Here is a 13,300-nt window from a genome sequence, read left to right on the forward strand (position 1 = left end):
TCATCCGATCCTTTCAAGTGCTAAATCCATTATTTTCATTACTACGTCCTGGATTGATAAAGAGGTTGTATCGATTTCAACGGCATCATCCGCTTTTTTCAAAGGAGCTACTTCCCGCTCAGAATCAATTTTGTCACGTGCCGCAATTTCTTCTTTCAGCTTTTCCAGATCAGATGGGAAACCTTTTTGGATATTCTCCGCATGTCGGCGCTGTGCCCTTTCCTCCACACTAGCAAGCAAAAAGACCTTTACCTCAGCGTTCGGCAATACATGTGTGCCGATATCCCTTCCGTCCATCACGACACCGCCATCAACTGCAAACTGCTGCTGGCGATTGACCATCTCTTTCCTGACAAGTTCATGCACCGCAACATATGATACTTGATTTGTAACTTCAGCACTTCTTATCTCATTGGTGACCTCGATCCCATCGAGCAGAACCTTTTGGCCTGCTTCTCCAGGCATCAGCTCGATTGAAGTATCATTTAAGATTTCAATCAGAGCTGATTCGTTATCCAGGCTGGCTCCTTTGTTTAAAGCCTTGTATGTAAGCGCTCTGTACATCGCACCCGTATCGATGTAAATGTATGTTAGTTTTTCGGCTACAATTTTGGCAACCGTACTTTTTCCTGCTGCTGCAGGACCGTCTATGGCAATTGAAATTCGTCTACTCATATTTCCTCCTGGTACCCTTCTAGTTGTTACTTGATATACTCTTATATTTTAACACAAAAATCTTTTAATCCTCGCTAATCAACACTTTTTTTGAGGCACTTTTCTAAACTTTGCGTTACTCCAGCTATCAATAGGATTTCCTTCTTCAAAACTCTCAAAGCTTTGTTATCCCGCCAATATAAAAAGTAAGCAGGCCTACTGCCTGCTTACTCTTTGCTTCTTATTGATTTCAAGACTTCAGAATGGTTATTATCCGTTACACCCTCGTACTGAGTAATTTGCTTGAGTTCGGGGAAAGCATTGAGTTCATGAAAAAATACTTGGGCGATCACTAAAAAAACAAACTGAATAATGGCAATCTTGATTAAGATTCTTTCAAATGTTTTCATGTCTAATGCTCCTGTAAAATAAACTTTTATTCTATTATTGGAGCATTACCAGGTATTTATTCCTTTGACTATCTTAAACTTGGCTGTTGATTTTCGTTCCAGGCGCTTCGCTTTCCGCGGGCAGTCGGGGAGCCTCCTCGGCGCTTTCAGCGCCTGCGGGGTCTCCCCATGACTTGCTCATCCCGCAGGAGTCTTCGCGCCTTCCACTACAATCAACAGGTGTGAAAAAACAACAACATTTTGCAATAACAGAGCCATGCTTCTTAAACAGGAAGTCCTTTTTTCTTCATTTCAAGCTGTCTTTCGAAACAGAACCTTAGAAGCATCTGTCTGTCGGTGCCCGAGGAATCAAAAAATTGAACAGAAGCTTTGTTCATGTGGCCAGGTCCATCGATGATTCGGACAATTTTGCCATGAAACTTTCTATATTCAAATTCTCCATTTTGCATCGGGAGGGCAAACCAGCACTCAATCTCCATCCCCTGCTTCAAACTGCTTTTTTTATCAATCAGCAATGCAGTTCCTCCAGCACTGATATCATCGGTAACAGTTGTAAATGGGGTGAACTCCCCCTTGGCAGAGTATACAGCAACATCCACAGAGGTTTCTACCCGCACAAATTGTCTGCGCTGGATCTTAATGAGTCGATCCTTGCCTGGATACGAGAGAATCACCATTGGTATATTAAGTTTGATCCTGCCTTTTACTTCGGTATCAAAAAAATAATGAGAACCTGAATCTGTAACAAAATTAGCCTTCAACGGAGTACCCTCAAGCAGGAACACCGTTCGGTTGGTATTCATGTTTACAGGATAATCAATATACAAATCGTCGCCTTTTTGCTCAACCAGTTTACACTTGTATTGTTCAAAGCTGTCGGAATACTTATGCTCAAGGATGATGTTATCACCGATTTTTATCATAGCTGACCCACTTCCCCACTTCTATCTATGCTGTTTTATAAATTTGTCTATTTTTCTCTATTACCTTCTATTTATTATGACATGCAGGAGCAATCTGGTGCAATAGTCCTTTAATGGATTATTTTTACAATAATTAATATAAAAGCTCTGTTAAAATCGGCTGTTGATTTTCGTTCCAGGCGCTTCGCTTTCCGCGGGGAAGAATTATGAAAAAGCCCTGCTGCCGGCTTTTTCAAAGATCAATTTCTTCCTTGCAGTCAGGGAGCCCCTTCAGCGCTATAAGCGCCTCCGAGGTCTCCCCATGACTTGCTCATCCCACAGGACATTGATTGAGCTTCCTCGAACATGCCCTCGCACGATGGAAATGCGTTAGCATTTTCCGAGGTGTCTTCGCGCCTTCCACTACAATCAATAGGATGTATAAACAACATTTAGCTTTAAAAGAGCCAAATAAAAAAAGGAAAGCGCTTGGCCTTCCCTTAGACTACATCCTCATATACTGGTTCGGCGTTATGGAGCTTTTCTACTTTTTCTTCCGTTCCGTCTTCTGCATTGATATAAATCCTGAATGTGTCATTGCCTAGAACTCCTGTGAATTCGTAGCATAACACCTCCTCATTAAGGTCGTTCATGATGATGGCCTTCTTTTCATCCATAACCTTAAGATTTGGGTTGACTTTCTTTTTGGCATCCGCCAGTTCAATTGCTGCCTGTGGAATTTCCCTAGCCTTATGTGATTTCAAATATTCCTCAGCTGAGAAGCCAATCACATCACCATTGTCCAGCGCAACTTTCATATCGATTGCATCAGGATATATCCTTACATCGTCCTGCGTCCCAACAAAAGTAAATACACCGATATTATCATACTGTGCGCTTTCAAAAAGATCCAAGTTTTCAAAGTTATGTTCCTTTAAGAAGGAGATCGCCTTATTAGAAGCGTCATTAAGACTAAGTTTTTGATTCTTCACGTCCCTATCAAGCAAGAACCAAATTGGATATCCTCCTTTTTTGGTTATATCCATATTCGCTTCTAACTTGGTTTTTGGGTTTTGGATTGAAACACTAAAGAATCCATAATCAGAACCTTTGCCGTTTTCGGTTACCTTCACCTTCCCGCCCTTCCTGAGCGGAGTATACTTCCTGGTAATCTGGATCGCTTTTTCCTTTGTTATTTTCTCGCCAGGCAGCTTCTTAAAATTTTCATCCTTTTTCTGCAGGTTGATCTGCGCTGGTCCGAACTCAGTTTCCGAATAGCTTTCTACGGTCTTTTCGACAGTTTTGAAACCGTCAATGATGGTATTGTCTGCTTGACCCTTTTCTGTCGCGAGGGCAAGCTCTACATCCATCCAGCGGAGATTATTTTCAAGTACCATATGCTGGACTTTTCTTAAATCCTGTTGGATTTCGCCTGATTGCTCATATAGGGCTTTAAGTGTGGAATATTCTTTTTCTGTTAATGGTTCTTTATCCAGATCCCGTATCGCTGCTTTATAACTGAAATTCCCTACACTCGCCAAAAATTCTTCCGTTTTATTGAAAGGTAATAATGTCAATGGAAGCTGGCCGACATCACTATGAGCTTGAGAAGTGATTTTCCAGACCTCCGCCAACTGAGGCGATAACGAGCTCCTTGAATTCATCGCAAGCGTTGTACCGATTTTATCGTTCAGTAAGTCCATTTGATATGACAGATCATGAAAAGCCCGTTGATAATTGTTTTCAGCATTAATCAATACGGCTGTTTTTTCCCTGTGCTCCTGATAACCCCAATAGGCAGTTCCAGCAATACCTATGACGAGGACTGCAATGGCTATTCCTCTTAGCAATTCAACTCACCCCTATTTACAAAAAATATGTTTCCCGATCTTTTTGATTTGTGGTCGTGACCAAATCCAGGCACTGGTGGCTGTATCGGGATTAAAATAGTACATAGCATTTCCGGTTGGGTCCCAGCCATTGATCGCATCTAGGACCGCCTTTTTTGCCGTTTCGTTCGGCGTTAGCCAGATTTGGCCATCAGCAACTGCTGTGAACGCTCTCGGTTCGAAAATGACGCCCGATACTGTATTCGGGAATGTAGCACTGTCCACTCTGTTTAAAATGACTGCCGCAACCGCAACCTGTCCGGTATAAGGCTCACCCCTGGCCTCTCCATAGACCGCATTGGCCATGAGCTGGATATCATTTTGAGAAAACCCATTTGGAGTATTTGTCGCAGCTGGTGGTTTAGAAGCCGGTTGTGTCTGCGTACCACCGCCACCACCGCCCGTTGTGCCGCCACCTTGTGCTTCACCGCCCCAGGCGATTTTCGCATTTGGCGTTGCTTTTGCAAGCTTGAGTTTCGTCTGCCACCCTGCCACTCCATCGATCTCCAAACCAAATTCATATTGGAAGTTTCGAAGAGCCCAATAGGTCCCCCAGCCGAACACCCCGTCGATTTTGCCACTGTAAAAACCAATATGCTTGAGACGTGATTGGAGTTCGATAACATCGTCTCCTACCGCACCCTTCTGGAGCACTTGACTCGTAAAAGCCTCCGCCCTCTGATCGACTTCGCTGAATTGTACAAAAGACACGATCAAAGCCATCGCGGCCATCACCTTCAAGATAGACCGATAATTTCTCATTGAATGCAACCCCCAAAGATGTGAACTTAAAAGATTACTCCTATTTTTTGTTAAGAGTTGACTTTTATTCCACAAAACAAAAAAACCCTTCATTTTTTAGAAATGAAGAGTTTTTCAGATTGTATATTGCTTTTCAACCTGCTGAAGAGTCAGGACACGCGCTTTTTTCACTTTTCTCAACCCAAGCCACCAAAGGAAAATCATGAATGGAACCATCAGAACCATCCAATCTTCTCTGGTCATAAGGATGAAATCATAGACACCATGCAGTAGGACTGGGACTGTAAGTGATAACAGGATCCACTTCTTTTGAACCCCGGGCGAAAACTTTGCCTTACCTATATAGTAACCCATTATGACCCCAAACAGCGCATGGCTTGATACAGGCAAAAGCGCCCTCCCAATTGCATCCTGGAGGCCATTGGCAAGCAGATAAAATATATTTTCAGCTGAAGCAAAACCAAGTGATACAGAAACGCCGTAAACAATTCCATCATAATGTTCATCAAAGGAAATATGTTGAAAAATCGTGTAATAAAGGATAAACCATTTAAAGAATTCTTCTAGAAGACCAACCGTCCCAAACGCTTTTGTAAAGTCACCCTGGAACAATCCCTCAACAGAAAGCACATATTGAATGAACATAAGCGGAAATACAAGCAATGCACCGAATATAAACATTTTAAACACCAGAGATAGCGGCTCCGACTCATACTGATCCTTTAAGTAAAAATAACTTAACAGCGCCAGACCCGGTGCTACACCGGCAGTAACTATTCCCAGCATATGCTGTCCTCTTTTCAATTTGTTTTTTTAATCGTATCATGTAATTAGAAGAAAGAAAATGGATTAATTTTTCTTTCTTAACGGTCTTTCGGAGGTAATAGTTTTGAAGAAAAATATTTTATTGATTCATACTGGCGGCACCATTTCTATGAGCGAGGATACAAGCGGAGCGGTTAAACCCGGAACGAACAACCCTTTGACACAGGGAACCGACCTTCTATCCAGTCTTGCTGAACTTGTCGTTGAAGAACCATTTAATCTGCCATCTCCACATATTACACCAAAAGAGATGATGGAGTTAAAATACATCCTTGAGGATTATGATAAAAAAGGAACCATCGATGGCGCGGTCATTACCCACGGAACAGATACACTGGAAGAAACAGCTTATTTCCTTGACCTTACTTGCCAGGCAAGTTTCCCGGTCGTCGTTACTGGAGCCATGAGGTCCAGCAATGAAATCGGCTCTGACGGTCTCTATAATTTAATCTCGTCCATAAGGGTCGCTTCCAGCCCGGAAGCAAAAGGAAAAGGGGTCCTGGTCGTCCTTAATGATGAAATTCACACAGCTGTGAATGTGACCAAAACACACACAAGCAATATTTCAACCTTTCAGAGCCCTCAATATGGACCAATTGGCATTGTGACGAAAAGGGGAGTTCTTTTCCACCATACCCCTACGAAACACGAGAATTATCCAGTGGAAGATATCAGCAAAAATGTTTCCCTGATTAAAGCACATGCAGGGATGGACTCTTCTCTGCTTAAAGCGATCTTGGCACTTGATGTGGATGGAGTAGTCATCGAAGCACTTGGACAAGGCAATCTTCCGCCTGCTGCACTTGAGGGCGTAAAAGATTTCCTTAAGCACAATATCCCGGTCGTCATCGTTTCCAGAAGCTTTGCCGGCATTGTCCAGGATGTCTATGGCTATGAAGGCGGCGGCAAACACCTGAAGGAATTGGGCGTCATCTTTTCAAATGGACTCAACGGCCAGAAAGCAAGGATCAAACTACTAGTTGCCCTTGCCAAGACAGAAAACATAGATGAAATTAATGAGATGTTCATGTTCTAATCAGTAAAGCAATCAGGATAATATATGAAAAAAGCGATGCCTGTATGTTTACAGGCATCGCTTTCGCTTTTTATCAGTGACCAATAAGGAGTTATTTCCCTATAGACATTGGATAAGCTACATAAGGGCAGGTTTAACTTCTAAAGGTATCCTTATAACATGAAAAAGCTTTAAATAAGGTTACGATTCTCTCCTAATCGTAGCCTTATAACATGCGATACCGCTCCATAAGGGCACGATTCTCTCCTAATCGTATCCTTATAGCAAGTGAAAGCTCTCCATTAGGGCACATTCGATACCTGTAAGGATTCTTCTCCGTAAACAAAGCGGTGCCCTTCGGCACCGCTTTGTTTCATTAATTCTAACTTACACTCTAAGCTCTACTTGAGATGGCTTCTGCAATCTGTCCGCCATGGAACCGGCCGTTCTCGATGAAGATTTCATTTGCATTGTTCCCAGCAGCAATTACTCCTGCAATAAAAATCCCTGGGACATTTGTTTCCATTGTTTCCTGATCAAAGTGAGGCCTCCCTGTTTCTGCCTCAATTTTCACCCCCATCTTTTGAAGGAAGGCGTGGTCAGGCCGATAACCTGTCATCGCAAAAACATGATCATTCTTTAATTTCACCTGTTCCCCTTCATGCTCGTAGATCACATAATCTTCTTCAATCGCCTTTACTTCTGCATTGAATACCATTTTTACCGAACCTGCCCTTACTAGCGCTTCGAACTCCGGTAGCACCCAAGGTTTGATACTGGGCGAATATTCTGCTCCACGGTACAATACGGTCACTCGCGCCCCCGCCTTCTCTAACTCAATCGCTGCATCCACACTAGAGTTTTTCCCGCCAATGACTGCGATGTCCATATCGAAGTAAGGATGCGCTTCCTTGAAATAGTGAGAAACCTTGGACAGCTCTTCGCCTGGTATTTCCATGAGATTCGGGTGATCATAGTAACCAGTCGCTATGATGATGTTTTTTGCAGTGTATTCCTGTTTATCCGTAGAAACCTTGAAAACAGCATCTCCCTGCTTCTGAACTTCTTCTACCTTTTCAAATTTATTGATCCTAAGCTTTTCCCGCTTGACCACTTCCCGGTAATAAACCAAAGCCTGATTCCTTTTTGGTTTGAGGTTTTCAGTTATGAAGGGTACATCGCCTATCGCAAGCTTTTCACTGCTGCTAAAAAAGGTCTGGTGAGTGGGATAATTATAGATCGCGTTAACGATATTCCCTTTCTCGATGATGAGCGGATTCATTCCCTTTTTCTTCAATGCTATTGCCGCAGCAAGTCCGCATGGGCCTCCCCCGATGATAATGACATCTTCGTTTGTCATGTATTAAAAACACTCCTTATCGTTACGTCTAAAAAATATATAAAAAATCTCCCATCATTAAATGATAGGAGATTTTAACTTCAGATTCAATGAAGAACCCTTGCCATTGTTAGATCCATCCTCTGAATCGGCTGGCTTCAGCCATTTTGCGGACACCGACCATATAGGCAGCAAGACGCATGTCTACCCTGCGTGTCTGGGCAGTATCATAGATGCTGTCAAAAGATTTTACCATAACCTTTTCAAGCTTTTCTTCCACTTCTTCTTCTGTCCAGTAATAACCCTGGTTGTTTTGGACCCATTCAAAGTAAGAAACTGTTACGCCGCCTGCAGAAGCGAGTACATCCGGAACGAGCAGGATGCCGCGTTCTGTAAGGATTTCTGTTGCTTCCAGCGTCGTTGGACCGTTTGCAGCCTCAACAACGATACTTGCCCTGATATTGTGGGCATTTTCTTCCGTAATCTGATTTTCTATCGCAGCCGGAACGAGAATGTCACAATCAAGTTCCAACAATTCTTTATTTGTTATTGTATTATTGAATAATTTGGTTACTGTACCAAAACTGTCACGACGGTCAAGTAAGTAATCAATATCAAGTCCTTCAGGATCATGGAGCCCACCATAAGCATCAGAAATACCGATTATTTTCGCTCCCGCATCGTGCATGAACTTTGCTAAGTAGCTTCCGGCATTACCGAATCCCTGGACGACAACTCTTGCGCCTTCAAGTTCAATTCCCTTTTTCTTTGCAGCTTCGCGGATACAAATTGTAACCCCTTTTGCTGTTGCTGATTCACGACCATGTGAACCACCGAGTACCAGCGGCTTGCCTGTAATGAATCCTGGAGAGTTAAATTCATCTATACGGCTGTATTCATCCATCATCCAAGCCATAATCTGCGAGTTTGTGAAAACATCAGGTGCCGGGATGTCTTTTGTTGGTCCTACGATCTGACTGATCGCACGAACATATCCCCGGCTCAATCGTTCCAGTTCCCTAAATGACATGTCGCGAGGATCACAAACGATCCCGCCTTTACCGCCGCCGTACGGCAGATCGACGATGCCGCATTTCAAACTCATCCAGATTGATAAGGCTTTTACTTCTTTCTCTGATACGTTTGGATGGAAACGTATTCCTCCCTTTGTTGGACCCACTGCATCATTGTGCTGCGCCCGGTAGCCAGTAAAGACTTTAACAGATCCGTCATCCATTCTGACAGGAATTTTCACTGTCATCATTCTGAGCGGCTCCTTTAAAAGCTCAAAAACCTCATCTGGGTATCCGAGTTTTTCCAAAGCCTTGTGAATAACAGTTTGTGTAGATCGTAAGACGTCATGTTTGTCTTCTTTATTTGGATTTTCATTACCGTTTGCGGCTACCATTGATAAACCTCCTAAATCACTTTTGCGGATGTTGTCTGCTTTCATGGATTAGTATACACCTTTGGATATTTTATGCAAGAAGAAAAAAACAGTTTTCCGCTTTTTTTGATTATTAAATGAAAACGCTACCATTCAAGCCCTTATTATTATTGACTTAATAATAAATTGACTGAATAATAAGACATTCCTAGGTAAAAAAGCTTTATTTTTATCGTCCTCTCGAGAGATAAACACAGCAGTAATATTCCCTTCGGCCATCGGATATTTCCGCTTAAGGGACTTAGCCTGAAAACACTGCTTAAACACTTTCCCATTAAAAAAAGCCGAAACCTATCCATTATTTTATAAAATAATGGACTAGGTTTTCGACTGCACGTTCTTCCATAATCTCGTTCCCATACTCGAGCAGTCTATGGATGCTCAATATTGATGGAACTCCGTATTCTGCCATTAAAGACACCGTCATATTGACCTCATCAGGCAATATTCCATTCATAAGCAAATAATAATGGTCATTCATGGAATGCAGGCTTCCTCCAATAATACCGGCATCCAAGAGTCTCTTTGCCAGCTGGATCACATCTTCGATATCATTGAATTCAAACAGTATGTCTTCGCTTCCATCGACGGTTACCTGCATTTCTATAATTCCATCATCGAACTGTTCTTCATCTTCATCTTGTTCGATCATAGTAACGATCATGACCATCCCCTGGGCATGCAGTGAAAAGATCTCAACTGCAACTGAACCAATGATCTCCAAATCGAATTCCTCGCTGGCTTCCTCGAGCATATCATGAAAAAGCTGGTGCCACTTCAACGAATCCTTCCATATATCTTCTTTGGTCAATCCCCGATCGGATAAATCATCTATCGTAAGGAATATCTTAATCTTATTGTTGGTTAATCGTTCCAAGCGCATAATCATGCCCCCTGCCATCGCAAAGCTCTTATTGTAGTTTATGAAAATATCGCAGGTTGGTGAGTTATTTCAATTGATCGATGCGCTTTTTCAACCATTTTTCCCATTCGGCTCTTGTCATTCCTACCAAGTACTCCCGATATTCTTCTTGCAGCTCTAAAGGCATGGAGTCAATCGCGATCCCACCGAGCCCAATCATAAGATCGGGAAAAGTCTTATTCATCTCTTGGGCAAGCTCCAATGTTGCCTTTCTATTTTCTTCAAGAGTGCAGGAGAAGAAAAGAAATTTGGGTTTGATCTTTTCCACAACTACCTCTAGATCATTCTCAGCAAGACTTGTGCCAAGGAAGATAACCTCAAAGCCTTTTCGCCTTAGATAAAGCGTATAGATTAGCAAGCCTAGTTCATGTTTCTCGCCAGGCCCGCAAACCGCAATAGACTTTGGAAGGAATGTGCTATGCGGAAAAGAATTAGATAATCCTTCTATTCGAGAACGTATAAAGGATGAAGCAAAATGCTCATGTGCAGTCGTTATACTTCCCTCTTCCCATAAATCGCCCACTTTAATCAAAATAGGACCCAATAAATCAATAACAGTTTTATCTATTGTATATAGACTAAAGGCTTGATTGATTAATTCATGCGCTTTGGTGCTGTCGAACTCCAGAAGTGCTGCCAGCAGCTTGTCCCCTATTTCATCTGCCTGGTCCCTCTTTGGCACTTCAGCCTTCTCCATTGATAAAGAGGAATTTTCAAGCAAAGAAACGGCCTGGCTAATTGTAAAGCCTTGATTGATTTTTGAAATCAGCCACCTTAGTATTTCTACATGTTCCTCGGTATATAATCGGTGAGCAGATTCATTTCTAACTGGGGCAATCATCTGATATCTTCTTTCCCAGGCCCTGAGTGTTCCTGCCTGGATATTAAGCATTCTGGATACTGCCTTAATATTGTATTTTCCTGGATCATTCCCCATACTAAAACCTCCGTTATTACCTGTATTACCGATTATATCCGTGTTTTGGATCAGCTGTAAAACTTCAATCTGCTTGCTTGGAGTCTGAAACCAAAGTAATTAAATGCGTCTCAGCCCTGGCTCCGAGTCGAAGAGGGACTCCTGTGGTTCCATAGCCATTGCTGGTCAGAACCTTAGCGCCATTGTTCTCTTTGATTCCGCCTAATTCATAAGGGCCGAACCCAAATATCCTGATTTGTCCCCCGTGAGTATGACCGCTCAAAACAAGGCGGATATCATATTCTGGCTTTAGGGTGTTAGCAATGGCAGGGTTATGGCTAACAAGGATTTTGAAACCTTCTTCCTCCGCATCCCGTAACGCCAAATCCAGCCTGCTTTTACCAAGGCTTAAATCATCTATACCCAAGATGTGCATGACATCCCCTGATCTAGATTCAAATTTAACTGCAGTATTGTCCAGCACTTTCACACCCAGGTGGTACAAAAGAGAGTCAAGTTCATGTGAATTGAATTCATAATCATTGTTTCCCCATACGAAAAAAACCGGGGCGATCCTTTTCAATTTTTCAATATTAACCGATATCCTCTCCAAGGGCACGCCTTTTTCAGCCAGGTCACCCCCAATGATCACAAGGTCGGCCTTTCCCTTCACCTCTGAGATGATCGAATCTTGAATAATTCGCTTATGGACATCTGAGATAAAAAAGATTTTGACTGACCCAAAGCTTTCCGGAAAATCCTTCAATGTGATTTCCTGCTCAAGCACTCTGTCAGCAAATGCCTGACGATACATATATAGTAAAAGGAAGCTGCCAAACAGCAGCATTCCAACTATGAAAAAAACAATCTCCATTTTTTCCTCCCGCCATTCTTTATCTAGCTTTCATTTCCGTCCTCTGGTAAGCTACATGACATCATACCATAAAGCAAACAGAAAACGAAAAAAATTGCTGTCTCCCAAACACCCACGGGCAATAGCAAAAAAAAGAAGCCTAAACAGGTGAAGGCTAAAACAATATCTGATCCTAACCCCTTTTCACCTTTAATCGTCCGTATGATTCCAACTCCCCCATCTCGGAGCAGCCCCCCGATTGCATACATCCCGAAAACAAGAGCTACTGCACTGGCAAGGAACTCAATTGGATGTAAAATAAATTCTCCCAGAAACTCTACGGATGGAATGACAGCAGTCAGTGACATGATGAACATGTAACCACACAACAGTCCAATGACCAGTCTGAAAACTTTCCAAAGCATACAAAAACCTCCCATACACAATGTATGAAAGGCCCTTGTCTTTATTTCCGTATTAAGAAAAGCGGAAGCGCCTTGGTCAGCACAGAAAAGCGTTGGAGGGCCGACTAGTGAAGTCGCTCTTTAACTTCATTAAGCGGACCGAAACGTCTCGAGGTGCTAGGCGCTGGAGCTGGACATTTTCTCGAAGTAAAAGATTATCCTACTTCTCTTTGAAAAATCAAACCTCGTGGATATCCAGAATGCGGAATCCAGACTCTTCCAGCTTCTTAACGAATTTATCAATATTGTCTTTCTTTTCAATTTTCATGACAATCCTGCGGACAAGCTTATCTGTTTCATCAAAAGTGACCAATGAAATGATATGCTCGTGGAACTGATGGGCGATATCAGCCAGCCTTGCGATACGGCCTTCCGTTTCCACAGAAGTAAACGCAATCCTGACACCCTCTCTATGTACACCAAAAGCACTCTGGAATTGGTCCAGAGCATCAGAGCGTGTTACAGCTCCCTGGAATTTCCCCTTTTCATCGACAACCGCCATAAGAGGGATATCCTTTAATTTAACCAATGTGCTTTCGAAAATCTCAATGCCATGCAGGATTTGTTCCTGAAGGCAAAGTACGTCAGCAGCAACCTTGGTCTGGAGGAAATCATCCTTCTCTCCCCCTGCCTTGAAGTATTCCTGATAGATGCCGTATCTTGTGACCACACCTGCATATTGATCGCCATCGAGTACAGGTACACCATCAATTTCATTTCCATCAAGCTTTTCAAGAACACTTTGCAATGATTCGTCCAGTTGCGCTGTAATACATTTATACTTCGGAATCATGATACTTTTAACAAACATTCCATTCACCTCGAATTTTAAAGTACTGCCCTGCCTTATATATTTCTGCATTGCCGCAAAAATCCCTTCTTTCACAGATAAATTTAACATG

Annotated in this window: 14 protein-coding genes; 1 reads left to right on the forward strand and 13 read right to left on the reverse strand. The window is 42.5% G+C overall.

Annotated elements, in window-relative coordinates; all coding sequences use genetic code 11:
• The 6 genes from cmk to prsW form a co-directional block, all read right to left on the reverse strand.
• Positions 1-675, reverse strand: a complete 675-nt coding sequence (gene cmk, locus LGO15_RS15885; RefSeq protein WP_167831385.1) for a (d)CMP kinase — start codon at positions 673-675, stop codon at positions 1-3.
• 206 nt (positions 676-881) lie between these two features.
• Positions 882-1,064 carry a YpfB family protein gene (locus tag LGO15_RS15890; RefSeq protein WP_167831386.1) on the reverse strand — a complete coding sequence of 61 codons (183 nt, stop codon included), beginning with the start codon at positions 1,062-1,064 and terminating at the stop codon, positions 882-884.
• 263 nt (positions 1,065-1,327) lie between these two features.
• Complete coding sequence (locus LGO15_RS15895; protein ID WP_167831387.1) at positions 1,328-1,987, reverse strand: flagellar brake protein; 660 nt, start codon at positions 1,985-1,987, stop codon at positions 1,328-1,330.
• A gap of 479 nt (positions 1,988-2,466) precedes the next feature.
• Complete coding sequence (gene ypeB, locus LGO15_RS15900) at positions 2,467-3,816, reverse strand: germination protein YpeB (RefSeq protein ID WP_167831388.1); 1,350 nt, start codon at positions 3,814-3,816, stop codon at positions 2,467-2,469.
• Positions 3,817-3,828: 12 nt separating this feature from the next.
• Positions 3,829-4,617 carry a spore cortex-lytic enzyme gene (gene sleB / locus LGO15_RS15905; protein ID WP_167831389.1) on the reverse strand — a complete coding sequence of 263 codons (789 nt, stop codon included), beginning with the start codon at positions 4,615-4,617 and terminating at the stop codon, positions 3,829-3,831.
• Positions 4,618-4,731: 114 nt separating this feature from the next.
• Entirely contained in the window at positions 4,732-5,403 is a 672-nt protein-coding gene (prsW, locus tag LGO15_RS15910; RefSeq protein WP_226085249.1) for a glutamic-type intramembrane protease PrsW, read from the reverse strand.
• A 103-nt stretch (positions 5,404-5,506) separates the two neighbouring features.
• Between prsW and LGO15_RS15915 the strand changes: the two genes are divergently transcribed.
• Positions 5,507-6,478 (forward strand): asparaginase, encoded by a 972-nt coding sequence (locus LGO15_RS15915; protein ID WP_167831391.1) that lies wholly within the window; start codon positions 5,507-5,509, stop codon positions 6,476-6,478.
• Positions 6,479-6,851: 373 nt separating this feature from the next.
• Here LGO15_RS15915 and LGO15_RS15920 read toward each other — a convergent pair whose 3' ends face one another.
• The 7 genes from LGO15_RS15920 to LGO15_RS15950 form a co-directional block, all read right to left on the reverse strand.
• Complete coding sequence (locus tag LGO15_RS15920; RefSeq protein WP_226085250.1) at positions 6,852-7,817, reverse strand: YpdA family putative bacillithiol disulfide reductase; 966 nt, start codon at positions 7,815-7,817, stop codon at positions 6,852-6,854.
• Positions 7,818-7,926: 109 nt separating this feature from the next.
• Positions 7,927-9,204, reverse strand: coding sequence for a Glu/Leu/Phe/Val family dehydrogenase (locus tag LGO15_RS15925; RefSeq protein WP_167831393.1), 1,278 nt, complete (start codon positions 9,202-9,204; stop codon positions 7,927-7,929).
• A 337-nt stretch (positions 9,205-9,541) separates the two neighbouring features.
• Positions 9,542-10,126 carry a genetic competence negative regulator gene (locus LGO15_RS15930; RefSeq protein WP_167831394.1) on the reverse strand — a complete coding sequence of 195 codons (585 nt, stop codon included), beginning with the start codon at positions 10,124-10,126 and terminating at the stop codon, positions 9,542-9,544.
• Positions 10,127-10,190: 64 nt separating this feature from the next.
• Complete coding sequence (locus LGO15_RS15935) at positions 10,191-11,102, reverse strand: MerR family transcriptional regulator (RefSeq protein WP_226085251.1); 912 nt, start codon at positions 11,100-11,102, stop codon at positions 10,191-10,193.
• A gap of 64 nt (positions 11,103-11,166) precedes the next feature.
• Positions 11,167-11,955 carry a metallophosphoesterase gene (locus LGO15_RS15940; protein ID WP_226085252.1) on the reverse strand — a complete coding sequence of 263 codons (789 nt, stop codon included), beginning with the start codon at positions 11,953-11,955 and terminating at the stop codon, positions 11,167-11,169.
• A 23-nt stretch (positions 11,956-11,978) separates the two neighbouring features.
• The gene (locus tag LGO15_RS15945) at positions 11,979-12,359 is read right to left on the reverse strand and encodes a hypothetical protein (RefSeq protein ID WP_226085253.1); all 381 of its coding nucleotides are present in this window, start codon (positions 12,357-12,359) and stop codon (positions 11,979-11,981) included.
• Between the two features lie 217 nt (positions 12,360-12,576).
• Positions 12,577-13,209 carry a CBS domain-containing protein gene (locus LGO15_RS15950; protein ID WP_167831397.1) on the reverse strand — a complete coding sequence of 211 codons (633 nt, stop codon included), beginning with the start codon at positions 13,207-13,209 and terminating at the stop codon, positions 12,577-12,579.
• Positions 13,210-13,300: the final 91 nt, after the last annotated feature.

The organism is Mesobacillus sp. S13, from assembly GCF_020422885.1.
Taxonomy (GTDB): Bacteria; Bacillota; Bacilli; order Bacillales; family Cytobacillaceae; genus Mesobacillus; species Mesobacillus selenatarsenatis_A.

Excerpts from the sequence above, each read along its gene's own strand:
- LGO15_RS15920 (WP_226085250.1), bottom strand. The coding sequence starts at position 7,817 with ATGACAAACGAAGATGTCATTATCATCGGGGGAGGCCCATGCGGACTT.
- sleB (WP_167831389.1), bottom strand. The coding sequence starts at position 4,617 with ATGAGAAATTATCGGTCTATCTTGAAGGTGATGGCCGCGATGGCTTTG.
- LGO15_RS15895 (WP_167831387.1), bottom strand. The coding sequence starts at position 1,987 with ATGATAAAAATCGGTGATAACATCATCCTTGAGCATAAGTATTCCGAC.
- LGO15_RS15940 (WP_226085252.1), bottom strand. The coding sequence starts at position 11,955 with ATGGAGATTGTTTTTTTCATAGTTGGAATGCTGCTGTTTGGCAGCTTC.
- cmk (WP_167831385.1), bottom strand. The coding sequence starts at position 675 with ATGAGTAGACGAATTTCAATTGCCATAGACGGTCCTGCAGCAGCAGGA.
- LGO15_RS15930 (WP_167831394.1), bottom strand. The coding sequence starts at position 10,126 with ATGCGCTTGGAACGATTAACCAACAATAAGATTAAGATATTCCTTACG.
- LGO15_RS15950 (WP_167831397.1), bottom strand. The coding sequence starts at position 13,209 with ATGTTTGTTAAAAGTATCATGATTCCGAAGTATAAATGTATTACAGCG.
- LGO15_RS15925 (WP_167831393.1), bottom strand. The coding sequence starts at position 9,204 with ATGGTAGCCGCAAACGGTAATGAAAATCCAAATAAAGAAGACAAACAT.
- LGO15_RS15945 (WP_226085253.1), bottom strand. The coding sequence starts at position 12,359 with ATGCTTTGGAAAGTTTTCAGACTGGTCATTGGACTGTTGTGTGGTTAC.
- LGO15_RS15935 (WP_226085251.1), bottom strand. The coding sequence starts at position 11,102 with ATGGGGAATGATCCAGGAAAATACAATATTAAGGCAGTATCCAGAATG.
- LGO15_RS15890 (WP_167831386.1), bottom strand. The coding sequence starts at position 1,064 with ATGAAAACATTTGAAAGAATCTTAATCAAGATTGCCATTATTCAGTTT.
- prsW (WP_226085249.1), bottom strand. The coding sequence starts at position 5,403 with ATGCTGGGAATAGTTACTGCCGGTGTAGCACCGGGTCTGGCGCTGTTA.